Origin of the sequence: Novosphingobium sp. (assembly GCF_036820275.1) — a bacterium.
In the GTDB taxonomy this organism is placed as follows: Bacteria; Pseudomonadota; Alphaproteobacteria; order Sphingomonadales; family Sphingomonadaceae; genus Novosphingobium.
The window spans coordinates 37,631-61,762 of record NZ_DAISLT010000027.1 but is presented as its reverse complement, the minus strand read 5'-3'; the positions used below and the strand labels follow the sequence as shown (position 1 = coordinate 61,762).

Sequence of the window (24,132 nt, the reverse complement as noted above, 5' to 3'; positions counted from 1 at the left end):
TCATCCGGTTCCTGAACACGATCGAAGCCCAGATGCCCGCTGACAAGGCGATCCACGTCATCCTCGACAATTATGCGACCCACAAGCAGCCCAAGGTCCGCGCCTGGTTAGCCAGACATCCGCGTTGGACCTTCCACTTCGTCCCGACGTCGTGCTCATGGCTCAATGCTGTCGAGGGCTTCTTCGCCAAGCTCACACGGCGGCGGCTGAAAAACGGCGTCTTTCATTCGGTCGTAGATCTGCAGGCAGCCATCAACCGCTTTATCAAGGAGCATAACGAGGACCCCCGACCTTTCATCTGGAAGGCCGATCCGAACGAAATTATAGCCGCTGTACGGCGCGGGCACCAAGTGTTGGAATCAATTCACTAGATTATCTTCAATGCCTTTGACAGTGCCGGGAAGCTACAGGTTAGTCAATTTCCCGTCGCATAAGCAGCGGCCGCCTGATCCAGACTTTCGGCATCAGCCCAGTTCCCGTGGGGGCCGTAAGGAAGGCGGGCGGGAAGGCGCACTCGCGCCAGCGGATTGTGGCTTGGTTCCTTCGCGCTGTGCACAAGCAATTCGCTCAATCGCGTTTCGCGGTTCCACCACAGCGACAGGAGATAACCGTCATCCTCTTCGACTGCGCCACGCCGGGCAACGAAGACGACTTCCGTTGGCTGGGTAAGGCTGGCGTCCGGACTCTCGATCAGATCGATGCTGCCTCGCTCGAGGTCATGCTTTACCAGCCCGAAGGTCATTGCTTCCGAACCAGACTTGGTGGTTGCCGTCCAATAGCCGAAACGATGATGCCGTGTCGTCAAGGCATCGTTGATTTTGGGAAAATCGCCAGCAAGATCGCTAAGTCTTTCCTCATGGACGCGGCCTGTCGACAAATCGATGGTCCAGCGATGCGGCAGGGAGGGCGGTGATTCCATCCATTCCTTCGACGTGACTGGCCTATCGAGATGTTCGATCGGCGTCCCCATGCGATCGAGAGAATGGCCATGGATGAAGACTTTCCCGTCCAATTCGTAGGCATTGTAATTGTGCGTGTTAACGAATTGGCGACCGACGTCATGCCAAGTCAAATCATGCGTATGCCGGTTCATCAGAACGATCCTCGTTCCGTTGGGCAAGCCGGATTCATCCCAAACCATCGCTGGTTTTCCTTGCATGGCCAGATCGACGCGGATTTGAACAGCCGTGACAAAGAAAATGGCGTAATTTTCAGTGACCGCAAAATCATGCATCATCACGGGCAAGCCGATGTCGAAGATATGCATATCGACGATTTCGGCCGTGCTTGCGTTGGCCTGGAAGTAAGTGATCTGCGATCCGAGCGCACCGAAACAAAGCATGTCGCCACTTACTGGATCGATTTTATAGTGGGCCGCACAGGTCTGATTGACGCGACCATGAAAATCGAAGCTACCGCGCGTGGCGAGAGTCAGCGGATGCATCTCCGTTGGCAAACCGCCTTCGAAGTAGGCAAGAAGACGGCCGGCAAAAAGACCGGCGGTAATGTTGGCAACGTTCTTCATCGGCGGCGCGCCAGCCGGCAAAGGTCGGCCTTTCGAGCCATTCACTAGGCCAGGATACAAGGCCTGCCGCGCCGCCAATTCCACGGCCATCGACGCAGTCTCCACCCATTTTTGACGGTAGCTGACCTTGCCGTCACGAATGTAAATCCCACCCACCATGCCGTCTCCATCGAACCAATGGTAGGTTTCCAGATCGATAGGCTCAAAGCGGGGATTTGCTGAAATCCGGAAAAGGGCGCCAGCAAGATCTTCAGGAATGGTGCCTTCGACGGGTACATCGAAGGCTGACGTTTCTTCCGTCCATGGCGCCCATGCTCCGTTTAGGTGCGGATTATCGGTCCGCCACGCGGGCGCATGATCAATCACCGGGTGCCGTAACGAAGTTGCCATCTCAGATCCTCCTCTTTTATTGAACGCGGAATGACAGGTTTTCGCTCTTAGGTCAACGACTGGGGACTTATGACGGATTGATCTCCTGATGTCGTTAATATGTTGACATTCCGCAGGCTTGGCAGTGTTAAAACTTCAGCGCGACGCAACCCCTGCCCCCATGCTTGACATTCCGGCAGCAAAGGTCGTTGTTTCATAACTGCGTGACGCAATCGGTCCACATTGGAGCCGATCTGGAAGTGGAGTTCATGACAAAAGCGGAGATACAACAGAAGTCCGTGCGCCGACGCCGTGACATGACCAAAACCAAGGAAAGCATCCTCGAAGCCGCCCGCGGTCTCTTCCGAAACCATGGCTATGATCACGTTGGCTTGCGCGAGATTGCGGCTGAGGCTGGTTGCGACAAGGCGCTTGTGCATCGGTATTTTGGATCGAAAGAGGAGATTTTCCGCGCTGTATTAGCAACCTTGCGTGTCGCTCAGCCAGAAAATGGCGACAACCAGCATATTGCAAGAAGCATCGTGCAGCAGGCCCTTCATCCGGACGGCCAAGGATATCCTATTGACGATGTACTGATAACAATGCGGTCTATTTCCTCGCCAGAAGTTACAGATATCCTTCGGGAACGGGTCAGCAATCATGTCATTGGGCCGCTGGCGCATGTTCTTACTGGCCCTGACGCGGGATTGCGTGCCAGGCTCGCAATGGCGGTTGTGGGGGGTATGCTTATGAGCCGGGTACTTTTTCCACCTTCGCCCGGCGGAGAAGATGCTGCACAGGAACGCCGCTTCGAACAGTTGCTGGTAGCAGCGTTACAGTCCGATGCGAGCGCCGACGATTGCAAAGCCTAGCAACACCGGATGCTGAACATGCCTTGTGGGATCGGGGGTCATTTCTCGATCCGCCTGCCAACTTCAGGAACAGAGCCTGAAGATGCATAACGCAGCGCGAACAGTGATGCAGGCCAGGCGAGCAACAGCCCAAACACAACGGCGTATCCCACCTTGAACAGCAATACCGCCGTAAAAGACCATCGCGGCAGGGACATGGCCGGAAGGGCAAGGAGATGGCGCCAAATCCCAACAGCGCCGCGATCGTGCTCAAGAACATCGCTTGTCTAAGCAAGCCGGGAAGCCAGCGACGAACGGGGCCAGGTTGTCGCGCGATTGAAACCCCAATCGTTAAAAATATCATGAATGCGATGGCACCGGATTGTGGCAATATATCGAATGCGACCCCATCCCAACCTGTGATGGGGATGTCATTTCGTCCTGCGAAGACCAACCATGCGGCGATTGCGGTTATGACTGAATTGGGAAGCAGGCCAGCCAGCGCGCTCCGCTTGCACACGGCCAGTACCGATTATTGCGGTTCGGACGCACCGATTTCAGGGGATCGCAGAATGGACATTTCGCTTCTTCAACGTCGAGTTGACTGGAAGTTAAAGTGTGTTGCCAAGCGCCATTGCGGTGCGACCGCTGAAATCCGGATGCTTCAATAATGTTCGGCCAGGCGGTGCAATGCGGTTCCGATCAGGCCCCCGACCTGTTCGGGAGAGCCGCCATCGAGTTGCAACTGGCCAACCGATACACTGGTCTTCACGACGTCCGCGCAACGGGGATAACGCCGCGCACTATAGGCAGCGAGGCAGGCGGGAATGCCCTTCCCTTCTGCGTCAAGTTCTTCAGCGAGCACCAGCGCGTCCTCGACGGCCATGCCCGCGCCTGAGGCCAGATGTGGCGTCGTCGCATGCGCCGCATCGCCGACCAGAACTACACGTCCTTCCATCCAGGGGGCCGGTTGCAGGATCGCGGCCAAGGGCCGGTAGTTGATCCAGTCCTCCTTGGTCATGTTGTCCCGGATCCAGGCGATGGTCCCGCCGAAATCGCGAATTTCCTCACGCAGGCGATCGAAGGCGTCCTCGTCATTGAGCCAGGCGCCCGGCTCGTGGCGAGTCAACATCCACATATAGATGCTGTCCGGCCCGCAGGCGGTGATGCCTGCCGGATTGGCGTGACCGAGATAAAATTCTCCTCGTTCAAATCCTGGGGGACGTCGCATGGCGATACGCCAGCACGCCTGACCGGTTTCTTTCGGCTCCAGAGCGCCTGGAAACGCCAGACTGCGCACCTTTGACGCAATGCCATCCGCCCCAACGACGAGATCGAAGCGGGCTTGATCGCCATTGCTGAATGCCACATCGACGGCATCCGCACGCTGTTCGATGCCGTCGACCGTCAGGCCGAGCCGAACGGTCACCCCCAGTTCGTTGACCTGTTTCTGCATGATGTGATGCAGCACGGGGCGCATTATCCCGCCGGTAGCGGGAAGCCCCTCCTCCAGCACAGGCTTATCCATGTCGACGAGAAATTCGCCATCATAGCGGTAGATGCGTTCGCCGGTCGTGACAGCGCCTTGCGACTTGATCTCTTCGAGCAGCCCAAGTTGCTTATAGGCACGCAACGTGGGACCAGTGATCGTGATCCCCGCGCCGGATACGCGCCACTGCGGGTCGATGTCGATGAGCTCAACCTTGTGACCGGCCCGGGTGAGAGCGACGGCCGATGCCATGCCCCCGATCCCGCCGCCCACGACGAGAATATTATAGCTTGCCATGTTACCCCTCTGCTACGCACTTAGATCGCGTGCTCATCGTCTTTGGTCAGTGCCGCCAATCGTTCCACGTCCGGTGAAGGCTTCCCCTTGCGATAGGGATCGAACGACTTTTCCTCGGCATCGAAGCTCATATCCCAGGGAATGTCATCGCCGCGGAAGATAGGGAGCGCGTTGTTTGCCCAGAGAAGAGAGCCGAATTTGAAATCCCAGGCACGCGGCACCCAATTATCATCGAGATAGTCGGTGTCGGCATGGTATTCGGCTTCGCCACCGGCTGGATTGTCCACGTAATAATAAATCGCAGAGGAAATACGGTGGCGCGAGATGCCGCCCGAGGCGTTCATGCTCGTGTTCTTCCAGCCCTTCTTCTCCATGATGTTGGCGCCGAGCATCACCTCGTCGATGTCGTCGACCCCGAAAGCGATATGCATGAACGCATGCCCATCGGGTGCGAACGGAAGGTCGGAATTGACCCAGAAGATCGAATGATGCTCGAACGTGCCGTCGGAACGCGCGAAGATGCCGATGCCCTTGCTGTGATCGGAATAGCGGAATCCCAGCTTGTCGCGATAGAATTCGTACGATCCGACATAATCGGGTGAGAAGAAGACGACATGGTTGATCGTCTTGGGGATGGCTTTCTGGCGCCATTGGCGGTGCTGGTTGAGACGCTTGATGTTGTCGGGCGCATTGACCGGGTCGGGACAGGAGAGCACGCGCCGCTTGGCCCATACGCGCAAGCCAAGATGCTGACCGTCGGGAGCCTGGAAGATGACCGAGCCATCGGCATGGCGCGAAACCTCGCACATCGTCTCGATCCCGGCGACCAGCCGGTCCAGGCTTTCCTGCGTATCGACACCCCAATATGTCAGACGGATTCCGTTGCCTGCAAAATTGCGGGGAGGCAACCGCCCGTCATCGCCATGCCATACAATGACCTTCGACCCGCTCTGAACCTCAAACACGGCCTCATCGGCAGCGCAAGAAATTTCCACGAGACCGAAGTCCCTCCAGAAACGCGCACATGTCTCGACATCCTCGACACCGAACACCACGCTTTCGACACCCAATATGCTCATGTCAGCCGTCCGCTCCAAAGTTCTGTTGGCGGATCATCGTCGCTGGAGAGGTGGTATGGAAATGCTTTTGGTAGAGCCCACCTATCGACCCCGCCGAAACGAAAGATTGTTAAAGTGACCATATGATGATCAGTCTTTTCCGATCCGCTCCCACGGCGGTAGCGCCGGGTCGGGTTCTGCTTTGTGATACGCCGCCGCGATATTCTAACATGCGGGCACCGCTTCATAGTTCACATGGATGCATCACCCTGTAGACAGCTTTCAGGACCGTCAATGCGAACCATTCACGATATGGATAGGACGTTTGGGGCGACAGGACCTATTCGTTGCCCTTGGCCGCCGTCGTTTTGAGGGAGGCAGCATCAAGAAATCAGATGGTGAGGAGAGACATGGTATGCGCGTGATCGTTACGGGCGCCGGCGGGTTCGTCGGGCGCGAGATTGTTTCGCAACTCTTCAGCCGCGGCAACGATGTGATGGCTCTGGATCGGGTGCTGCCTGGTCTTCCGGACGGCGTTGAGCAAGTGGCTGGCGATCTTTCCGATCCGGCTGTTCGCGCCGAAGCACTGGCCAACGGATGCGACGCAATCATTCATCTTGCGACTGTACCAGGTGGCGCGGCCGAAGCGGACCCGGTTGCGTCGCGCCGGATTAATGTCGATGCCATGTACGACTTTATGTTGGAGGCAGCCGAAGTGGCCTCCTGCCCCCGATTTGTCTACGCCAGTTCGATCGCAGTCTACGGCGACCCCTTCCCTGATCATGTCGATGACGCGACCCCGCTATCGCCCAAGATGATATACGGCGGACATAAGGCCATGATGGAAGACGCCGTCGCTATGTTCTCCAATCGCGGGCTGCTGGACGGGGTGACCGTGCGGCTTTCGGGCATTTTGGCCCGTCCAAAGGCGCCATCTGGCCTGAAGTCGGCATTTATGAGCAATATCTTTCATGCCCTCAAGGCCAATGAGCGCTTCACCTGTCCGGTGTCCGCGCATGGCTTGATCTGGGCGCAGTCGGTTGCCTGTTGCGCAAGAAACTTCCTTCACGCGCTTGATCTTGATGTGACGCTGCTGCCACCTACGCGCGCCGTGGCGCTGCCTGCCCAGCGCATCGCTATGAAGGCATTGGCAGAGGAAATCGCACGTCAATGCGGCGTCTCTCCCGAACTGGTCAATTATGTCCCGGACCACGCGCTTGAAGTAGCCTTCGCCGCCCAGCCCCCCCTTGCGACGCCGCTCGCGGACAAGGCCGGTTTTGTCCACGACGGCAGCCTGGAAGCACTGGTGACCAGTGCTCTGGCAACGCTGAAGTAAAGGAAGGCTTGGAGAATAGCGTAAGGGAGCACGCCCGCTCAAGTATGCCTTCGCGGCAAACTAGAGCGGGCGCTCTCCCTTATATGATTTCAATGGCTTCGACGAGGCCAGAGTGTGCGATCGTGTCGCGTATTAGGCAATGATGTTGGCGCTTTCGAACTGGAAAGCCATGACACCTGCATGAAGGTGGGCATGCGAACGACGCACCTATTCGGATCATTGTTTTGATTCTTGCCACCAAGCGTCCGGCAGAAGAAAAATCCCTTGCCGGTCTTTCGGCAATCCTGAGAAGCCAGCCACAGCGTTGATGTTGACGCATTGCCTCACGCGAGGCGCGCGTGCAACAAACCGGCTGTTTTCCTCTCGAACGCATTTCGGGGCCTCGCCTGAACGGGACTCGTGAAGATCATCCATCTTGCACGGCTTTTTTAGCGTAACAGGCGAGGCCCCGACAGACGCTACGCTTAATGTTTGTCCTCCGGCTTGTCTTCCTCGAGCGGTTTGCCGTTGTGAAGATAGGCCGGCGCTTCGATCAGGATGAAAGCGATGCGGCACACTTTGTCGGATGTGTTGCGCCAACGGTGAATGGTGCCACGCTGGATGATGATCCCACCCTCGTGGACGGTCTTCTTGGTTCCGTCATCGAGTTCGAGCTCGATCTCACCCTTGAGAACGATGCCATAATCGATGCTGTTCGTGCGATGCATCGGGCTCTCTTTGCCGGGAGGCGTATCGACCACCCGGATCACGGAGCCCTTGTTGAGAGTGAGACCCGCATCTCGTTCACGCCCGTCGGTTTCGTCATTATTGTCGGCCGGAACGGTCGCCGTCGTCCAGATCAACAGCATCGATGCGTCACCGGCCGGGATGAGCTTGGTCGGACTGAAGTCCTCGGATTTGAAAATCGCGCGCCCATTCTCGTCATGCCCGGTGACGACGCGCTGGACCAGGGGAAGTCCGGAATCAGACAATGCTTCGCTCATGCTTCTACTACCTTCTGCTCGATGGCGCCGAACGGCGCGCGTCCGTCGGCGGTTTTGGCTTCCATGCGCACGCGATCGCCAAAGCGCATGAATTCGGTCTGCGGCTTGCCCTGATCGAGTGTTTCGATCGCACGGTGTTCGGCGATGCAGGAGGATCCTACCTCACGATAATTGGCGTTGGAGACGGTGCCTGACCCGATGATGCTGCCGGCCACCAGGTCACGCGTGCGCGCCGCATGGGCGACCAGTTCATGGAGGCCATAGGACATGGGTTCGCCGTTCGCCGCGCCGAACCTGCGACCGTTCCAGTCGATGAGAAGATCGACGCAGATGCGTCCGTTGCGCCACTGGTCACCCAGTTCATCAGGCGTCACCGCGAAGGGCGCCATGCTGCAATGCGGTTTTGCCTGGACCCAGCCGAAGCCGGTCTTCATTTCCTGGCCGGCCAGCATACGTAGCGACCAGTCGTTGATCTGGACGATGAGCTTGATGTGATCCATGGCCTCGGCAGCCGTCGTGCCCATCGGGACATGGTCGACAATGACGCCGAACTCGCCCTCGAAATCGATGCCGAGCGCTTCGTCGTTGAAGCGGACATCGTCGTGAGGACCATAGAAACGGTCCGAGACGCCCTGATACATATAGGGCAATCCGGTTCGAAGAGGCTGCACATCGAGGAGTCGCTCCATCAAATCGCCATGGCTGGGGAACGCGGACCCGTCCAGCCATTGCCAGGCCCGCGGCAGCGGCGCGCAGAGTTGTTCCGGCTCGAGCGCTTCGGGAAATGACGTGATCTGGGCCAGTTGCGGCGCCACTTCGGTCCAATTCTCCAGGGCTTGCTGCAGAGTCGCCACAGGCGCCCACGCGAACGCCTCTCCGCCAGGCGCGATCACCGCCAGCCGGCCGTCGGGTGTCTCGCTTTTCAATGTCGCCAAACGCATCCTTTTCCTCCGATGTTACAAATAGGGCACGGGTAAATGGGACAATTCCCAATCACAAAAGCATATCATCAATGTCGCGCATCGACGTTTCGGGATGGACAGGCACGCCGGCGCATCCGAAGGGCAGGTTCTTCGTCGGCTTGCCGCCGCGATGATCGTCCGGCGCATCCGGGGTCACTTGCCGCCGCTACTCGGTCGAGCGCTTCGACCGGCTGGCTCGAGACTTTTGATGCAAGATAAGGCCGATCACCATAACGACGCACATTGTCCCGGTGCACAGCAGCAACGGTGCCGACATGCCCCAATGATCCGATGCATAGCCCGCTATGACGGGTCCAAGTGCGGCGCCGACACCTTCCGCGCCGATCGCGACAAAGCCGATGGCCGATGCCGCGGCTCGTGCCGGTGCGAACGCGACAGGCAGGAGGACGAGCAAAAGCGTGCCGACCGCCGGAACCGTAGTCAAGATGAACGCCCCGAACCCCAGCAACGGCCAGGGAAGATTGGGGCCCGTAAGAAACAGGATTGCCAGCAGGGCACTCGCGGCTGCGCAGACCAGCAGGACCCGCGTATATCCGAAACGATCAGAGCTTGCCGGTCCGAGCAGCCCGTAAACGACGCCCCCTGCCCCAGACAATGCCATCACATAGCCGATTGTCCGGCCGTCGAGCCCTGACGCCTTGCTCAGGAACAGAGGCGCAAACAGGGAGAAAGACATCAGGAAAGTGGTGAAACATGTCGCTGCCAGAAGGCACAACCACATATCGGGGCTTTTCACGATTTCAGCCAGATGCGGCGGTTCTTTCGTTTTTGGAGGTATTCGCTTGTGCTCGGGAACCCACAGCAGAATCCCCAGTGCAAAGACAAAACCGGGTATGCCGGCGAGAAAGAAGGCCATGCGCCAGCCGAAAGCGGCGGCGATCTGCGTGGCAAAAATCGGTGCGAGAGCGGATCCTGCCAATGCTCCAACACAGTTGATGATGCCTATGTTGCGCCCCCTTCGGCTTTCCGAAGAAAGGTCGGCCATCAGTGCCATGATGACCGACCAGCATGGGCCCTCGCAAAGGCCAAGCAGTGCCCGGGCCATAAGCAACTCATGATAGTTTCGCGCCAAACCGGACAAGATCGACATGATAGAGAAAGCGATGACGGCGGGAACAATGACGCGCTTGCGCCCAACACGATCCGATATCACCCCGAAGAGCACGGTGGATACCGCCCATGCGAAGCTCACTACACCGGCCAAAACGCCCAACTGGCTCGCCGTCAAATGCAAATCTTCGCTCAAAGCGGGCGCCAGGAAAAGCTGGATCATGCGATCCAGCATTACTGCCCCGAATGCGCCGGCCAATATGATGGCGACCCCAAGCTCGCCCAATGGCGATCGCGATGATGGCCCAAAAGCCACTTCGTCTCCGGCAGCAATTACCTCCATGCCCGACATCCTCACATTGTATCAAAAGTTGGATTGCTGAAGCCGAGCGGGACGATCGATCCATATCGGCAATATCGGTCCGCAGCTTCAAGTAACCAACGATTTCGCATTCTCGACATTCGACCATATGGACCAGCGGTCTTGCTGAAGCCGTGCCCGGTCCGGGGCGGCATCACTTCACATTTTGATTGGAGGCTCTGTCGCGACAGTCACATGCTTGCGAACGTGTTGGGCCTTCTCCGCTTCCTCGACGAGTGCAAAGGCCAGATCCCTGATATCAAGCAAGGCGGAATTGCCGTTTTCATCGAGTAGCATGGCATCGCTGCCGTAACGGACGCGGCCGGTGGCGCGGTCGAAATTGCCCATGTAGAGCGGCGGAGAGAAGAAGGTCCATTCAAGCGCCTTCTCCAGCTCGAAGAGATAGAGCGCAATCCGCGCGGCACGCGGAATATCGATGATCGGCGGCCCTTCAGGAACCAGCGTGCCTTCAGGAGTATTCGCCACCAGGCTTGCAAAAAAATCGAGATCATCGACCAGCATTTTGCCGCTCGGCACATGAAGGCTGCCTGCCCCACCGAGATAGACGATCCGATTGACGTCGGAACGGTTCATGCCATCGATGATAGCGCGGGTCCCTTCGATAACGTCTCGGTACAGGTTCGGATTGACGCGCAGGTCATGACCTGGGTTGAAGCAGCTGATGATAACATCGTGGCCATCAAATGCGCGGACCAGACGATCCTCGTCATAGGGCACGCCCAGCCGGTCAGGGTCCTGGACATCGACACCTACCGCGGTCAGTCCGGGACGAACCGGCACTGTTTCGGGGCGCCGTACGATCGCGGTGGTCTCATGACCTCGCTTGAGGGCCTCCTCAACGACAAACGAACCGACGAAACCGGTCCCACCTATGACAGCAATTTTCATCACGCATCACTCCGAAGAATAGATCAATTATAACATTTCCGAAGGGGCGGATCGGGTCTGGACATTCCAGCCGACCGCCCCTTTCGTTCCCACATTTTCGGCCGAACCGTCAGGCCGCCTAGAACTTGATCCCGGCCCGCACACCGTATGTCCGGGGAGCACCGATGTTCGCGAAGAAGTGACTGCTCGCGAAGAAGGATTGCTCCGCGCTGGTGTAGACGGCCTCGTTCCAGATATTGCGCATCCACAGCCCCGCCGAGAACCGCTCGCCCGGCGCTTCATAGTTCAGCTGAACATTCCCGGTGGCATAGGCCGGTGCCAGCGCATTGGGTGCGAGGAAACTCGCCTGGAGCCAACGTGAGGAAGCAAAGGTCAGATCGAAACTGGGTGTAATAGTGCCGCCATTGGCAAGGTCGAAACGATGCTCATAGCGGGCTGATCCCGACCAGGTCGGGGCGCGCAGGAGTTGGAAGCCGGAGCAATCGGCATACCCCGATCCAGCATCCTTGCATCCGGTCTGGGCAGCGCTCGGCGGGCCGCCGTCGGCGGTCGGCAGCAGGAAGCTGTCATATCGCGAATGGACATATTCGACCGCGAAGTGCAGGGTGTCGGCATTGCTTGGCTTGACGACTAGATCCGCCGATCCGCCATAGATCGTCGCCTTGCCGGCGTTGCGCAGGGTCACCAGCACCAGTCCACCCGACACCGGTCCCAGGACATTCTCCTGGTGATCCCGGTAGTCCCAGTAGAACCCTTCCAGGTTGAGCTGGACCTTGTTGTCGAAGAAGCGGTTGCGCGAACCAATCGTGTAGGCGGTAATCCGCTCGGGCTTGTACGTCGCCTCAGGTCCGGAGGGAGCAAAATTGACGCCCCCTGCCTTGAAGCCGGTGCTCACGGTGCCATAGAGCATCGATCGCGGAGCCACATCATATTCGAAGCCGGCTTTCCAGGTCACCTTGCTCCCACTGTAGGATGTACCCAGCAACCCGGAACCGATTGACCCATCGGAATTGGTGACAGTGACCGTTCCATCAATCGAGCGCTTCTCATGCGTGTAGCGCAGTCCGCCAAGAAGGCGGAAGGAGGGCGTCAGACTATAGGTCGCATCGGCAAACGCGGCATAGCTGCGTGTTCCCAGGTTCGGAACATCGATATGAACATATTGGACCGGGCGCTGGTCGACGTAGAGATCCGAAAGCTGGTCCATATCGAAAAAGAACCCGCCGATCACCCACTTCCATTTGTCCGTCTCGTTCGAAAGCCGCAGCTCCATGCTGGTTTGTTTGGACGTCTGCTTGTCCTGGGCAGGAAAACCCAGGGATGTGTGGCGGACGTCGATCTTTCCATAGCGGTAGGCCGGGATGAACGTGAGCTTGGCAAAGCCGAGGTTTGCGTTCAACTCTGCCGAAATGTTACGCAGGTCATTTCTTAACCGCGCATTGTCTGGAAGCGAGGCCACCCCGATACTGTTATAGTAGGCGGACACCTTGGGATCTGACGTACCGAGCCACGGATCTCCATCGATGACCGGCAATTGTGCAGCGCCCTGCCCTTTCCCGCCGACATGAGCTGCGCTACCGGTGACGAGCAGGGAGACATCCGCGCTCGGTTCCCAAAGGACATGAACCCTTCCGGCGACAGACTTGTCGTCATTGGTGCCGTCAGACAGGTAGCCGTCGCGATGCGTCCCCTGAAACGACGCACGCATCGCCAGCGTCGAGGAAATCGGCACGTTCACCGCACCTGTCAGGCGGACCAGATCATAATTGCCAACTTCGCTTTGCAGATAGCCGCTAAACTCGTGCTTGGGACGCGCGGTCAGCAAATTGACGGCGCCGCCCGAGGAATTGCGGCCGTACAAGGTACCCTGCGGTCCTTTCAGGATTTCGACGCGTTCGAGATCGTAGAATTCTGGACCGAACGAGGACGGACTGCCGACTGCCACACCGTCGATATTGAACGAGACCGACCCCTGCGCCAGCACATTGCCGCCAAAGTCGCCCACGCCCCGGATATATATCTGGGTTTCGGCGCCGCCCTGCCCGATCTGGACTCCAGCCGTGAGCGTGGCCAAATCCTTCGCGCTCGTGATCCCGCCTTCTAGCAGCCGCTTGCTATCGAGAACCTCGATGCTCACAGACGACTTTTGCACGGATTCAGACCGCCGTTGCGCTGTCACGACGATGTCCTGGACGCCGCTGTCACTTACGGCTTGTCCACCCTGCTGCCCCGCAACCGAAGCCCGATCTCCGCCGGGACCGGTCGAAACGTTCTGGGCTTGCGCGGGTGTAACAAATGCGAGCGACGAGGCTATCGTCGCGAAAATGATAGCGCAAGTGCTTGCGCTAAAAGAATAACTGCCGAGTTTCATTAATCACTCTCCCCAATTGGCCGACTTGGAATGCCGGTCTCTGCGAGCGCGAAAAGACGGGGATGTGCGCCGTCAGTCAAATCCATTGCGTAAAGATGAGCTATCCACGCTTGTGTGGCGACGAACCGCGACTCAGGATGTTGGGGGGATCGGGAAAAGCCTTTCCCGTTCGACTGGCGTTGCGAAAACAGGCAGGACGCGATTGGATCGGCGATTTCAAGCGGTCGAGAAAGTCGTTTTGACTAGCTGAAGCATTGCCTCGCAGAGGTGTGCCGAGAATGTTGCCGGAGGGGCCAAAACGCTTTGCCGTCGGTACTGGTATTGAAGCATTCAAATCACGCTATCAGTTCCGTCGATCCTGAGACATTGCTATTCGAGGCAGGCCCGGTGGGGGACTTAAGCCTTTGTTGAAAGGTGTTTGCATCCCGACCGTTCATTGCCGAAGTCGGCAGAGGAATGCAGTTCTGTGCAGCTAAATCATGGCGATCATCGTTGCCCGACAGTTCAAGCATGAGGATGTGTTGGCAGCCATCGTCGGTTTGTTCGCCTCATATTGTCTAGCCGCACAAATTTGATCCGAAATCGAAAGCTGATTCATAGTGATCGCCGTCAAGATATGGCGAGGGGCAGATGAGTGAGAAGGGATGGCGCATCGCACCTGGATCGCCATCTCTGTAATGTTCCCGATGCCAAAACACCAAGAACGCCCATTTTAAACTCATGACACTCTGGCGTCATCGCGAGGCGACGCGCCACCAAGCTAATTTCGATAGATTTTCAGAAAACTATCGACTGCTGCTTTCACTGCCAAGTATGATTTAAATTCGATATCGGCGCCGAATAGCAGTGGTTCAAGTTGACCGGCCTCGAGCAATCCTCTTAAATGTGCCGCCATCAGAAATGAATCCGCCTGCACCAGCGACCCGCGTTGCTGCAGCGCGCGTAAATATTCAGCGATCTGTTCCAGCCCACGCCGAGGCCCGCGTCTATAAAGATCGGGTCCAAGTTGACTCTTTGCTGCATCGGCAACCGCCGTTCGAAGGATCGCCAACGCCTCAGGCGCCGTCATAAGACGCAGATAGGCCTCCCCGAACTTCAGCAAAACCTGATCGAGATCATCGTTGGTCGGATCGAGAATCGTCGCAATTTCTTCGGCCTGCTCTTCGATCGCTTCGATCATCGCCGCCGCGAAAAGCTCATCCTTCGAACTGAAGTAATGATAAAGCGTAGCTTTCGATCCACCGACCCTGGCAGAGATCGACGCCATGCTCGCCCGTTCATAGCCCACTTCGCGAAACAGCTGAGTGGCGATCTCCACAATGGCTTTTCTGCGGGCATCGCTCTTTGTGCGCATGCCATCTCCTCTCGTAAACAAATTGCCGACCGACCTGTACACTTTTCAGTTGACGACGCAAGGCTGATCGGATTATCGACCGTACCGTTCAGTTTACGACGGAGTCGTCCGTGCAGATATCTCTTGAGGGAAGTGCTGGAAGGTTGCGGCTTGCAACGACACTCGTTGCAGCTCTGGCGGTAAGTGGTTGCGCTACTGCGCCTCATAAAACCGCTCTTCAGCCGATCGCGGGGCCGCAAAGCTTTGAGGCGGCCAGGGCTCTGGAATCCGGGCAAGCGGAGTGGCCGTCCGATGGATGGTGGAAAGCATTTGGCGATGGGCAACTTGACAGTCTGATCGCGGAGGGCTTGGGTGGAGCGACGGACATTCGTGTCGCGCAAGCGCGTTTCGATCGCGCGCAGGCCATTGTGGGACAAGCGCGCAGTCAACTCCTGCCGTCCATTAACGCAAGCGCCGAAGGCGGCCTCAGCCAGCAGAGCGACAATTATCTCTTCCCTTCCGGTTTTGCGCCGCGCGGGTGGCCCGACTATGGCCAGGCCTCTCTTAGTCTGAACTGGGAGCTGGATTTCTGGGGCAAGAACCGCGCTGCGCTCGCTGCCGCAAAAGCCGATGCGCAGGCGGCACAGGCCGAAGCTGCCGCTACGCGGCTCACTGTCGCGGCTGGTATTGCCAACGCCTATGCCGACCTTGCCGGTTACTATGCCGAGCTGGACGCGGCACAGGATGCGGTGCGCGTGCGTGGGCAAACGCATGATCTGATCGTCGGCCGTCGGAACAAGGGCCTTGAAAATGATGGCGCGGTCCAACGCGCCGCCTCATCCTTGGCGTCCGCACAAGGGCAATTGGCTGCGCTCGAGGAGACAATTGCTCTCACCCGCAACCGTATTGCCGCCCTTATGGGCGCGGGCCCCGATCGCGGACTGACGATTACCCGTCCGATGCTGCGGACATCGGGTGTGGAGGGGTTGCCCGCGAATATACCGGCAGAATTGATCGGACGCAGGCCCGACATCATCGCCGCGCGCTTGACTGCGGAAGCGGCCGCGAGCCGGATCAAGCAGGCACGGGCAGCCTTCTACCCCAATATCAACCTGACCGGCCTGATCGGGATGCAGGCAATGGGGATCGACAAGATCTTCAAGTCCGGATCGGACTATGGCTCGGTCGCTCCTGCTCTTTCGCTTCCTATTTTCGACGGTGGGCGCCTGCGGGCCAATTACCGGGGATCCGAGGCGGACTATCAGTCCGCGGTCGCGCAATATGACGGAACTCTCGTGCAGGCTCTTCGCGAGGTCGCCGACGCTGCGGCGAGCCAGCGTGCCCTGAGTGCGCGCCTCGATCGAGCACAGGCCGCCGAACGCGCCGCGCAAGCCGCATGGACCGTTGCCAACAACCGCTACAGAGGGGGGCTTGCAACCTATCTCGACGTCCTCACGGCCGAAGACACGTTGATCTCCACCAGACAGACCGTGGCTTCGCTCCAAACCCGCGTTTTCAGTCTCGACATCGCCTTGATCCGCTCATTGGGCGGCGGCTTTCGTTCTTGAAGGATATTTTGATGACCAGTTCTTCCTCCGAAAGAGATCAGGACGCACCCGCTTCGGGTGCAGGTAGCGAAGAAGCCGACGATGCGGCGACCGCAGCCAAGCGCAAGAAGATGTTCCTCACGCTTGGCGCCGCAGTCGCTATTCTGGGCGGCGGTTACTATGCCTATGACGTTCTCGTCGCGTCACGCCATGTCGAAACCGACAATGCCTATGTGGGCGCCCACAGCGCGCAGATCACGCCGCTGATCGGCGGTCCCGTGCTTGAGGTGCTCGTTGACGACACGCAAATGGTGAAACGTGGGGACATCCTCCTCAAGCTGGACGATACCGACGCCAGGATCGCCGTAGCTCAGGCCGAGGCGGAACTCGCCATGACCGAACGCAAGGTGCGGGGTCTTGTCGCTACCGATAGCGGCCTCAAGGCGCAGATTGCCTCGCGTGCCGCCGATCAGGCGCGGGCAAGCGCACAACTGGCCGCAGCACGGTCCGATCTGGAAAAGGCGCGTATCGATCTGGAACGGCGCGAGGCACTTGTTGCCTCGGGATCGGTGTCCGGGGATGAAGTGACAAGCGCGCGCAACGCCTTCAACAGCGCGGCGGCAAATCTGCGCAGTGCTCAGGCCTCGCAGGCTCAGGCGAGTGCCAATCGCGACAGCGCCGTCGGCGATCGCGACGCGAACAGGGCGAAGATCGAAGGTACGAGCGTCGACACCAATCCGGAGGTTCTCGCAGCCCGGGCCGCGCTGGACCAGGCGCGTGTCAATCTCGAGCGAACCATCATTCGTGCTCCCGTGGACGGGACCGTCTCGAAACGTCAGGTGCAGGTCGGTCAGCGTGTCCAGGCCGGCCAGAGCCTCATGGTCGTGGTTCCAGTCCAGGCAGCTTTTGTCGATGCCAATTTCAAGGAAGTGCAATTGGCAAAAGTGCGGCCGGGCCAGCCTGTTACGCTGACGTCGGATCTTTATGGCGGCGATGTGAAATACACCGGGAAAGTTATCGGCTTCTCCGGTGGCACCGGATCGGCCTTTGCCGTTGTGCCCTCTCAAAATGCCACCGGCAACTGGATCAAGGTCGTGCAACGTCTGCCGGTTCGCATCGCCCTCGATCCCAGGCAGTTGGCCGAGCATCCCCTGCGGGTCGGCCTGTCGATGACCGTCGACATCGACGTTTCCAACTAAGCGGGAGTGCTTGCCGTGGCCAATGTTCTCACCGCCCTTCGTGCAAGCGAACCTGCAGGGCCGTTGACCGGCGCCAAGCTGCTGCTTGCCGCCGTAGCGATCGGCCTCGGGAACTTCCTTGTCGTTCTCGATACCAGCATCGCCAATGTCTCGGTCTCGACCATATCAGGATCGCTCGGGGTATCCTCGACCCAGGGCACCTGGGTCATCACCTCTTACGCAGTCGCTGAGGCGATTACCGTTCCTCTTACCGGATGGCTGACCAAGAGATTCGGGGCGCAGCGCGTGTTCATCACCTGCTACCTGGCGTTTGCCGTTATTTCCGTATTCTGCGGTCTGGCGAGCTCGCTTGGCATGTTGATTGCGGGGCGCGTACTGCTGGGCTTTGTCGGTGGCCCGATCATGCCGCTTGCACAAATCCTGCTGCTGCGCATTTTCCCTCCAGAAAAGGCGACGCAAGGCACGGTGATCTGGGCGATGACCACGCTGGTGGGGCCAATTGCAGGCCCCATCTTCGGCGGTATCATCTGCGATAATATGGGCTGGGAGTGGATTTTCATCCTGCCTGCGACAGTCGCAGCCGTTGGCGGCGCAATGGTTGTCATTCTGCTCAAGGGGCAGCCCGATCCCACCGAACCGGCCATGATCGACAAGATCGGCTTTGCCCTCCTGGTCGTTTGGGTCGCTGCCTTCCAGATCATGCTCGACGAGGGGCGCAATCACGACTGGTTCGCGTCGGCCGAAATCAGGTGGCTGGCAGTCATAGCCGCAATCGGATTTGTTGCCTTCCTGATCTGGGAATTCACGGAAAAGCATCCCGTGGTCGATCTGCGCGTATTTCGCCATCGCGGCTTCACCGCGGCCGCGCTGACATTTGCCTGTGGATTCGGCGCCTTCTTTGCTTCCATCGTCATCATCCCACTCTGGCTGCAACAGAATATGGGCTACACATCCACATGGTCGGGCTATGCAACCGGCATCATGGGCGTATTGGCGGTCGTAGCCTCACCACTCGTCGGCATCGCGGTGAACAGATACGATCCTCGCCTGATCGTCTCCATCGGCCTTTTGGGGCTTGGAGCGATGACGGCCTGGCGGATGGGTTTCAATCAGGATGTGACGTTCCTGCAGATGGCCTGGCCAACGCTTCTGACCGGGCCTTTCATGGTGATGCTCTTCGTGCCTGTCTCGGGGATCGCGATCGCCAGTGTGGACCCGCAGGAGCAGGTGAATGCCGCGGGCCTTGCCAGCTTCATGCGAACCATGGGGGGCGCGATCGCAACCTCCGTCGTTCAGACAGGATGGTCGGATGCGGCGAGAGAAAACCAGACTGAGTTGGCTGGCGCTATGCAAAACGGGCAGGCGGCCATCGATAGTCTGAGCAACAGCATGTCGACCGATGCCGCCACCGCGACGCTCACAAACATCGTCGAGGCACAAAGCGTCATGCTCGCCACCCTCGATATGTTCGCTGCCATCACATTGTGCTTCGCGCTCGCCGCGACGGTTATATGGCTTTCGCCCAAGCCCAAGGGGCCGATTGACACCAGTGGTGGCCACTAGGCCTGCCAGCCATGTGACCGCGCTAGATCCGGGAGAGTGATTGAGATGGTGGAATACAAGAAAGCCATGGCTATGTCGTCCATCCAGGCCCGCAGCGATCGGCCCGTCTCCCGCCGATCGCTGCGCGCTCAGGCATGCAGAGAGCAACTGATGAGCGCGGCGCGGGACGCTTTCCGCGTGAAGGGTTATGCCGCAACAACCATCGACGATATTATCGCGCGCGTTGGTGGATCTCGCGGAACGATCTACTTTCATTTCAGAAACAAGTTTGGCCTCTTCGAGGCAGTCGTCCGCGAAGAAGCCGCACAATTTACCGATGCCGTTTCAGACATATCGTCGCCTCGTAAACCCGACATCGTCAATCTGAGAGATGCCATCGATCAGTTGGTCAAGGTCGTCACCGAGCGGGACGCTATCGATCTTCTGCGGATGATCATCGCCGAGGGCCATAAATACCCATTGATAGCGGATCTCTATCGCGACCTTTCCTCGGCATTGCGCGTACAGGTCCGTTCCCTGTTACGAAAATATGCGTCTCATACCCCTTGCGCGCTCACTGACGTGGACTTTTGTGCCGAACTATTCCTCGCTTGCGTGGTCGCCGATGCGCAGATCGCCTTGCTCGCCGGCCTTGAAGACGGCCAGGACAAAGAGGCTCTCGCCGAACGCATCGAGCGCTGGCTTCTGTGTTGTAGCGATATCCGACAGGAATTCACATCGCCGGAGCGTCAACCAACTTCCCTGTCATCCCATGAAGGAAGCCAATGATGAACAAGGACCAAATCGAAGGAAACTGGAAGATCATTTACGGTCGTATCCAGCGGCTCTGGGCTGAAAGCCTTGAGGATCATAAAGGTGAGCTGCGCGCCAACCTGCAGGAGATCACGGGACATCTGCAAAAAGAATTCGGACTTGCGCGCGAAGAGGCGGAGGACAGCCTCAGGCGTTGGCAGAAGGAATTCGAACCTCGGGCATGGGTCGATGCGCAGTGGACGCGTTTTAGTGAAGCGATGCGGGATCGGTGGAGCGACCTGCAGATCGACGCAAATGCAACTGCCGTGCAACTCGAAGAGAGGCGAGAGCGCGTTGTCCGCGATGCCGAGGAACTGATCGATTGTCTCAAGCAGCGCTACCGGCTCTCCGAAGACGCCGCCGCGCAGCAGATCAATGACTGGTTGGCCCGTGTCCGGACCTGGTTCGAGGAGCGAGAACGACAGGGAGATGACCAATGAAGACGGTCAAACCACTCAGAAAGCGCCTCCGACTAAAGAATGAACCAAGGTGGATGCAGATTTATGCGGCGGCGATCATTGCCCTCGGGATATTAGCGCTGATCTTTCCCCTGACGGCAGGTCTTTCGATAGGGATCATGATTGGTATCACGCTCGTCGCTTATGGTATATTGATGATCGTCGCCGGTTTTGCGAGACGCAAGACGGAGCGATCCGATGTTGCCTTGGGATGTGCAACAGCCATTGTCGGTACGATCGCGCTGGTAACGCCCTTGTCTGCTGTAACAGCGCTGGTCTGGCTGACTGGCGCCTGGTTTTTATTAGCTGGCATCGCCATGCTCCTTCTCGCTTTCAGATGGTCGTTCGGCAGGCCCTGGCTGTTGGGTATTGCTCTCGTGAAGCTGATTTGCGGTGGCGTTCTTCTAGCGGCAAACCCGATCACGGCTATCGGATATGCGGCCTCAATGCTGGGCTTGTGCTTGATACTACGCGGAGTTTTTCTCCTCATCGTGACCGTTGAGCGAAGCACCGCAATGTCTGCGGCGGTTCGCACGTTTACCGACTTCCGACCATAATCATCCGCAAGCTCGAAGGGATGTTAGTATGTCGAAGCGTCAAATCGTGATCGTGGGCGGGGGCGTTGCTGGCCTCGATCTCGCCAATCAACTGGCCGGAACACCGGCGAAACAGTTGGAGTTCGATGTACGCCTCGTAGATCGGGAGCCCGCTCATATATGGAAACCCATGCTCCACACGATCGCAGCCGGCACGGCGGATGCAAGCGCGGTAGAGGCGAGCTTTATTGCGCAGGCACGCAAACGTGGCTTTCGCTTCGATCCCGGGGAGGTCATCGCGATTGATCGGACGAGACGGAAGATCAGATTGTCTCCTCTCAAGATCGATGGCGTCGAAGTCGTTCCTGAACGCGACATCGCTTATGATACACTCATCCTGGCAGCCGGCAGCCGGGCAAATGATTTCGGGACACCCGGCGTTGCCCAATATTGTCTGACCATCGACTGCCGAAAGGAGGCGATGGCTTTCAACAACCGCCTGCGTATCGATCTGGTGCGCGCCGTCGCATTGGGCAGGCCGATCGCAATCGCGATTGTCGGCGGCGGCGCGACCGGGGTGGAGCTTGCCGCCGAACTCATCCGGATTGCCGAAGTGGTCGAGCAGCATGGCGCTGCAGGCGCGCGAGACAATCTTCAGGTGACGCTGATAGAATCGCAGTCTCGCATATTGGGACCGTTCCCGGAAAAAGTGGCGCGAGCGGCTTTGTGCGTGCTGGAAGATCTGGGCATAAAGGTACTGACGAACAGGCGTGTCGCGAGTGCGGACAGCCATGGATTTTCGTTCAACGGAGGCGAAAGGATAGATGCCGACATCCTCCTTTGGGCTGCAGGTGTTCGCGCGCCCCGTTTCATCGCCGACATCGATGGTGTGGACCACAGCAAGCTGGGCCAGATTGTCGTCAATGCCAGGCTCGCTTCATCCGACCCTGCCATCTATGCCCTGGGAGATTGCGCCAGCGTGGTGGCGAAGCAAAATGACGCGCCTTTACCCACCACAGCGCAAGTCGCCTTTCAGCAAAGCGTCTATCTTGGACGATATCTCCCGGCGATGCTGCAGGGATGCGATGTGCCGGAGTTTCGCTATCGCGATTTTGGCTCGCTGGTCTCGCTTGGGGGATATGCCGCCTATGGAACCATGGGTCGTTTCGGCTTCTTCAAGGGCGGTTTCCTGCGCGGACGGGTAGCCCAATTGGGACATGCGTTTCTCTATCGTCGTCATCAGGCTCGCATCTATGGTCCGGTGCGCGGTAGCCTGCTGTGGCTTGCCGAGATTCTGGCTTCCCCCGCCCGCCCTAAGGAAAGGCTGAGCTGATATGCGCATCCTTGTATCGACGGGGAGTGCCTTCCTGTGCTGTGCATTGCCGGCGGCGGCGCACGCCCAGACGTGCGTCGAAGTCCTGATCGGACACTTTTTTCAGGATGGGCCGGCTCATACCGCTGTAGAGTTGCGTTTGCTCAACCCGACCAACCTCGAAGCAGAGATGGTGCTGCCGGACCGTATCGAGGCACGAACGGATGCGAATGAAGGCGAACGCACGATAGTGCTGGAACGGGCTCCGGAAACACCGCCGCATATGAATATTTCCGCTGTATCATTTGCGCAGGCGCGTTATCGGTCAGCCCGGAACGAGCTGCAACCTGGCCGCCTGCTTTCCATTCCTGCCTGGTCGACGCCGGCCGTCAGGATTGCCATCGCCAGTTCAGCGCCGCCCGCTGCCGAGAATCCGGCCACCATGAGTGCGCCCAGCAGCAGGCAACCTGCCGCGCCTCCAACCGATCGAACCGCCGGCAATGCTTTTGCGAAAAACCTGTCGCCCTACGAGCCCACCTACGCTGTCTACGGGCCGGGAACGAACAGTGAAGCCCGGATCCAGCTCAGCTTCAAATATCGCTTATTCGGCACGGTTGCGCAAAAGACCTCCTCCTGGCGCGATGGTGTATATTTTGCCTATACCCAGCGTATGTTCTGGGATTTGGGGGCGAACTCCTCGCCCTTTCGGAACATCGATTTCCAGCCTGAACTGATTTACATCGCCCCATCGGTGACCCTTAACAGCGGTGTTTCGCTTTCGGCACAGGCTGGTATCCGTCACGAATCGAATGGGCGTGATGGCCCGCAGTCGCGGAGCATTAACAGCATCTATGCCGGGCCGATGGCTGCCCTTCCGTTGGATGGTGATTATAGCCTGACGATTGCTCCCCGGCTTTCTGTCTATTTTGGCGACAAGTCCGACAATCCGGATATTGCACGCTATCGCGGCCACGCCAGCTTGTTCATGGAGATCGGGGCCACAGAAGGACTACGGCTTTCCACCAGTACAAGGTTCAATTTTGATACAGGCAAGGGTGCAATCAACGGCGACATATCCTATCCGCTTCCTCGCCTTCTGGGAGGAGGTCCTGACCTCTACCTCTTTGCGCAATCCTTCTACGGCTATGGCGAGAACCTGCTCGACTATAACCGGCGTAGCAGCCGATTCCGGATCGGCTTCGCCCTGGTGCGATAGTCGCCCGTAATCATCAATTTTGATGCGAGGTTCTGGACTGATGTATCAATCCTCCCCTTCCTGTCCGCATATGGAAGAGCACTTGAAACAACCGACGGCGCACTGGCGTGCCCCCCTGCTCTCGGCTCTGATGGCGGCTGTTGTGTTGGTGGTTGTTCCTGTCCGCGACGCACATGCGCAGGCTACGACCCTGGGAACATGGCGAAATCCTCAGGATAGCGTGCACGTTCGTGCAGAAACCTGTGAGGGGCGGATATGTGGCGTTGTCGTTTGGGCCAGTGAAAAGGCGAAAGCGGATGCCCGCAAAGGGGGAACCAATTCATTGGTGGGCGCACAGCTGTTCAGGGATTTCATTCAGCAAAGCGATAGGGAATGGCGTGGAAAGGTTTATATCCCCGATCTTCGCCAGACTTTTACTGGAACGGTCACCATAGTGGATCAGGACACTATCAAGGCTCAAGGATGCCTGTTTGGCCGGATAGGGTGCAAGTCTCAGTTATGGAAGCGCGTCAGCGAATGATATACAGAGGCTAAACCCCGGTCATCTGGACTGACCTGCTCCCCGCTGGTCCCGCGGTCATAACGAGAGTCTGC

The 24,132-nt window shown here is 58.3% G+C and carries 23 protein-coding genes; 13 read left to right on the top strand and 10 right to left on the bottom strand.

The window, feature by feature from the left end; all coding sequences use genetic code 11:
* Positions 1 to 371: transposase (locus V7066_RS19345; RefSeq protein WP_334184610.1), on the top strand; the 371-nt coding region annotated here is incomplete at its 5' end.
* A gap of 44 nt (positions 372 to 415) precedes the next feature.
* On the opposite strand, the gene V7066_RS19340 is transcribed toward V7066_RS19345, so the two are convergent.
* Positions 416 to 1,915 (bottom strand): carotenoid oxygenase family protein, encoded by a 1,500-nt coding sequence (locus V7066_RS19340; protein WP_334184609.1) that lies wholly within the window; start codon positions 1,913 to 1,915, stop codon positions 416 to 418.
* A gap of 248 nt (positions 1,916 to 2,163) precedes the next feature.
* Here V7066_RS19340 and V7066_RS19335 point away from each other — a divergent pair, with 248 nt between their 5' ends.
* A complete protein-coding gene (locus V7066_RS19335) occupies positions 2,164 to 2,766 on the top strand; it encodes a TetR/AcrR family transcriptional regulator (RefSeq protein WP_334184608.1) in 603 nt (200 codons plus the stop codon).
* Positions 2,767 to 2,981: 215 nt separating this feature from the next.
* Complete coding sequence (locus V7066_RS19330; protein WP_334184607.1) at positions 2,982 to 3,416, top strand: hypothetical protein; 435 nt, start codon at positions 2,982 to 2,984, stop codon at positions 3,414 to 3,416.
* Here V7066_RS19330 and V7066_RS19325 read toward each other — a convergent pair.
* Together V7066_RS19325 and V7066_RS19320 are read right to left on the bottom strand one after the other, a co-directional pair.
* Positions 3,410 to 4,531 carry an FAD-dependent monooxygenase gene (locus V7066_RS19325; protein ID WP_334184606.1) on the bottom strand — a complete coding sequence of 374 codons (1,122 nt, stop codon included), beginning with the start codon at positions 4,529 to 4,531 and terminating at the stop codon, positions 3,410 to 3,412. The two genes, V7066_RS19330 and V7066_RS19325, sit on opposite strands and share 7 nt — an antisense overlap.
* Positions 4,532 to 4,551: 20 nt before the next feature.
* A complete protein-coding gene (locus tag V7066_RS19320) occupies positions 4,552 to 5,610 on the bottom strand; it encodes a VOC family protein (RefSeq protein ID WP_334184605.1) in 1,059 nt (352 codons plus the stop codon).
* 394 nt (positions 5,611 to 6,004) lie between these two features.
* Between V7066_RS19320 and V7066_RS19315 the strand changes: the two genes are divergently transcribed.
* Positions 6,005 to 6,925, top strand: a complete 921-nt coding sequence (locus V7066_RS19315) for an NAD-dependent epimerase/dehydratase family protein (protein WP_334184604.1) — start codon at positions 6,005 to 6,007, stop codon at positions 6,923 to 6,925.
* Positions 6,926 to 7,389: 464 nt separating this feature from the next.
* Here the strand turns inward: V7066_RS19315 and V7066_RS19310 are convergent, their stop codons facing one another.
* From V7066_RS19310 to V7066_RS19280, 7 genes are all read right to left on the bottom strand, one after another.
* Positions 7,390 to 7,908, bottom strand: coding sequence for a cupin domain-containing protein (locus tag V7066_RS19310; RefSeq protein WP_334184603.1), 519 nt, complete (start codon positions 7,906 to 7,908; stop codon positions 7,390 to 7,392).
* The gene (locus V7066_RS19305; RefSeq protein ID WP_334184602.1) at positions 7,905 to 8,849 is read right to left on the bottom strand and encodes a fumarylacetoacetate hydrolase family protein; all 945 of its coding nucleotides are present in this window, start codon (positions 8,847 to 8,849) and stop codon (positions 7,905 to 7,907) included. Before V7066_RS19305 ends, V7066_RS19310 begins: the two co-directional genes overlap by 4 nt.
* 52 nt (positions 8,850 to 8,901) lie before the next feature.
* A complete protein-coding gene (locus V7066_RS19300; RefSeq protein ID WP_334184601.1) occupies positions 8,902 to 9,027 on the bottom strand; it encodes a hypothetical protein in 126 nt (41 codons plus the stop codon).
* A gap of 9 nt (positions 9,028 to 9,036) precedes the next feature.
* Complete coding sequence (locus tag V7066_RS19295) at positions 9,037 to 10,284, bottom strand: MFS transporter (protein WP_334184600.1); 1,248 nt, start codon at positions 10,282 to 10,284, stop codon at positions 9,037 to 9,039.
* Positions 10,285 to 10,461: 177 nt separating this feature from the next.
* Positions 10,462 to 11,211, bottom strand: a complete 750-nt coding sequence (locus V7066_RS19290; RefSeq protein WP_334184599.1) for an NAD(P)-dependent oxidoreductase — start codon at positions 11,209 to 11,211, stop codon at positions 10,462 to 10,464.
* 118 nt (positions 11,212 to 11,329) lie between these two features.
* Positions 11,330 to 13,582 carry a TonB-dependent receptor gene (locus V7066_RS19285; RefSeq protein WP_334184598.1) on the bottom strand — a complete coding sequence of 751 codons (2,253 nt, stop codon included), beginning with the start codon at positions 13,580 to 13,582 and terminating at the stop codon, positions 11,330 to 11,332.
* 760 nt (positions 13,583 to 14,342) lie between these two features.
* Positions 14,343 to 14,936: a TetR/AcrR family transcriptional regulator gene (locus tag V7066_RS19280; RefSeq protein ID WP_334184597.1), complete on the bottom strand. Its 594-nt coding sequence runs from the start codon at positions 14,934 to 14,936 to the stop codon at positions 14,343 to 14,345.
* 110 nt (positions 14,937 to 15,046) lie between these two features.
* Between V7066_RS19280 and V7066_RS19275 the strand changes: the two genes are divergently transcribed.
* From V7066_RS19275 to V7066_RS19235, 9 genes are all read left to right on the top strand, one after another.
* On the top strand, positions 15,047 to 16,483 hold the full coding sequence (locus tag V7066_RS19275; RefSeq protein WP_334184596.1) for an efflux transporter outer membrane subunit: 1,437 nt from the start codon (positions 15,047 to 15,049) through the stop codon (positions 16,481 to 16,483).
* A gap of 11 nt (positions 16,484 to 16,494) precedes the next feature.
* Positions 16,495 to 17,661 carry an HlyD family secretion protein gene (locus V7066_RS19270; RefSeq protein WP_442947348.1) on the top strand — a complete coding sequence of 389 codons (1,167 nt, stop codon included), beginning with the start codon at positions 16,495 to 16,497 and terminating at the stop codon, positions 17,659 to 17,661.
* 15 nt (positions 17,662 to 17,676) lie between these two features.
* Positions 17,677 to 19,224: a DHA2 family efflux MFS transporter permease subunit gene (locus V7066_RS19265; RefSeq protein ID WP_334184595.1), complete on the top strand. Its 1,548-nt coding sequence runs from the start codon at positions 17,677 to 17,679 to the stop codon at positions 19,222 to 19,224.
* 45 nt (positions 19,225 to 19,269) lie between these two features.
* Positions 19,270 to 19,992: a TetR/AcrR family transcriptional regulator gene (locus V7066_RS19260; RefSeq protein WP_334184632.1), complete on the top strand. Its 723-nt coding sequence runs from the start codon at positions 19,270 to 19,272 to the stop codon at positions 19,990 to 19,992.
* Positions 19,992 to 20,456: a CsbD family protein gene (locus tag V7066_RS19255; protein WP_334184594.1), complete on the top strand. Its 465-nt coding sequence runs from the start codon at positions 19,992 to 19,994 to the stop codon at positions 20,454 to 20,456. Before V7066_RS19260 ends, V7066_RS19255 begins: the two co-directional genes overlap by 1 nt.
* Positions 20,453 to 21,031 (top strand): HdeD family acid-resistance protein, encoded by a 579-nt coding sequence (locus tag V7066_RS19250; protein WP_334184593.1) that lies wholly within the window; start codon positions 20,453 to 20,455, stop codon positions 21,029 to 21,031. The genes V7066_RS19255 and V7066_RS19250 overlap by 4 nt, the downstream gene beginning before the upstream one ends.
* Positions 21,032 to 21,059: 28 nt before the next feature.
* Positions 21,060 to 22,343 (top strand): NAD(P)/FAD-dependent oxidoreductase, encoded by a 1,284-nt coding sequence (locus V7066_RS19245; RefSeq protein WP_334184592.1) that lies wholly within the window; start codon positions 21,060 to 21,062, stop codon positions 22,341 to 22,343.
* Between the two features lies 1 nt (position 22,344).
* Positions 22,345 to 23,538, top strand: coding sequence for a phospholipase A (locus V7066_RS19240; protein WP_334184591.1), 1,194 nt, complete (start codon positions 22,345 to 22,347; stop codon positions 23,536 to 23,538).
* 82 nt (positions 23,539 to 23,620) lie between these two features.
* Complete coding sequence (locus V7066_RS19235) at positions 23,621 to 24,058, top strand: DUF2147 domain-containing protein (RefSeq protein WP_334184590.1); 438 nt, start codon at positions 23,621 to 23,623, stop codon at positions 24,056 to 24,058.
* The last annotated feature ends 74 nt before the right edge of the window (positions 24,059 to 24,132 follow it).

Excerpts from the sequence above, each read along its gene's own strand:
- V7066_RS19340 (WP_334184609.1), bottom strand. The coding sequence starts at position 1,915 with ATGGCAACTTCGTTACGGCACCCGGTGATTGATCATGCGCCCGCGTGG.
- V7066_RS19335 (WP_334184608.1), top strand. The coding sequence starts at position 2,164 with ATGACAAAAGCGGAGATACAACAGAAGTCCGTGCGCCGACGCCGTGAC.
- V7066_RS19330 (WP_334184607.1), top strand. The coding sequence starts at position 2,982 with ATGGCGCCAAATCCCAACAGCGCCGCGATCGTGCTCAAGAACATCGCT.
- V7066_RS19325 (WP_334184606.1), bottom strand. The coding sequence starts at position 4,531 with ATGGCAAGCTATAATATTCTCGTCGTGGGCGGCGGGATCGGGGGCATG.
- V7066_RS19320 (WP_334184605.1), bottom strand. The coding sequence starts at position 5,610 with ATGAGCATATTGGGTGTCGAAAGCGTGGTGTTCGGTGTCGAGGATGTC.
- V7066_RS19315 (WP_334184604.1), top strand. The coding sequence starts at position 6,005 with ATGCGCGTGATCGTTACGGGCGCCGGCGGGTTCGTCGGGCGCGAGATT.
- V7066_RS19310 (WP_334184603.1), bottom strand. The coding sequence starts at position 7,908 with ATGAGCGAAGCATTGTCTGATTCCGGACTTCCCCTGGTCCAGCGCGTC.
- V7066_RS19305 (WP_334184602.1), bottom strand. The coding sequence starts at position 8,849 with ATGCGTTTGGCGACATTGAAAAGCGAGACACCCGACGGCCGGCTGGCG.
- V7066_RS19295 (WP_334184600.1), bottom strand. The coding sequence starts at position 10,284 with ATGGAGGTAATTGCTGCCGGAGACGAAGTGGCTTTTGGGCCATCATCG.
- V7066_RS19290 (WP_334184599.1), bottom strand. The coding sequence starts at position 11,211 with ATGAAAATTGCTGTCATAGGTGGGACCGGTTTCGTCGGTTCGTTTGTC.
- V7066_RS19285 (WP_334184598.1), bottom strand. The coding sequence starts at position 13,582 with ATGAAACTCGGCAGTTATTCTTTTAGCGCAAGCACTTGCGCTATCATT.
- V7066_RS19280 (WP_334184597.1), bottom strand. The coding sequence starts at position 14,936 with ATGCGCACAAAGAGCGATGCCCGCAGAAAAGCCATTGTGGAGATCGCC.
- V7066_RS19270 (WP_442947348.1), top strand. The coding sequence starts at position 16,495 with ATGACCAGTTCTTCCTCCGAAAGAGATCAGGACGCACCCGCTTCGGGT.
- V7066_RS19260 (WP_334184632.1), top strand. The coding sequence starts at position 19,270 with ATGGTGGAATACAAGAAAGCCATGGCTATGTCGTCCATCCAGGCCCGC.
- V7066_RS19255 (WP_334184594.1), top strand. The coding sequence starts at position 19,992 with ATGAACAAGGACCAAATCGAAGGAAACTGGAAGATCATTTACGGTCGT.
- V7066_RS19250 (WP_334184593.1), top strand. The coding sequence starts at position 20,453 with ATGAAGACGGTCAAACCACTCAGAAAGCGCCTCCGACTAAAGAATGAA.
- V7066_RS19245 (WP_334184592.1), top strand. The coding sequence starts at position 21,060 with ATGTCGAAGCGTCAAATCGTGATCGTGGGCGGGGGCGTTGCTGGCCTC.
- V7066_RS19240 (WP_334184591.1), top strand. The coding sequence starts at position 22,345 with ATGCGCATCCTTGTATCGACGGGGAGTGCCTTCCTGTGCTGTGCATTG.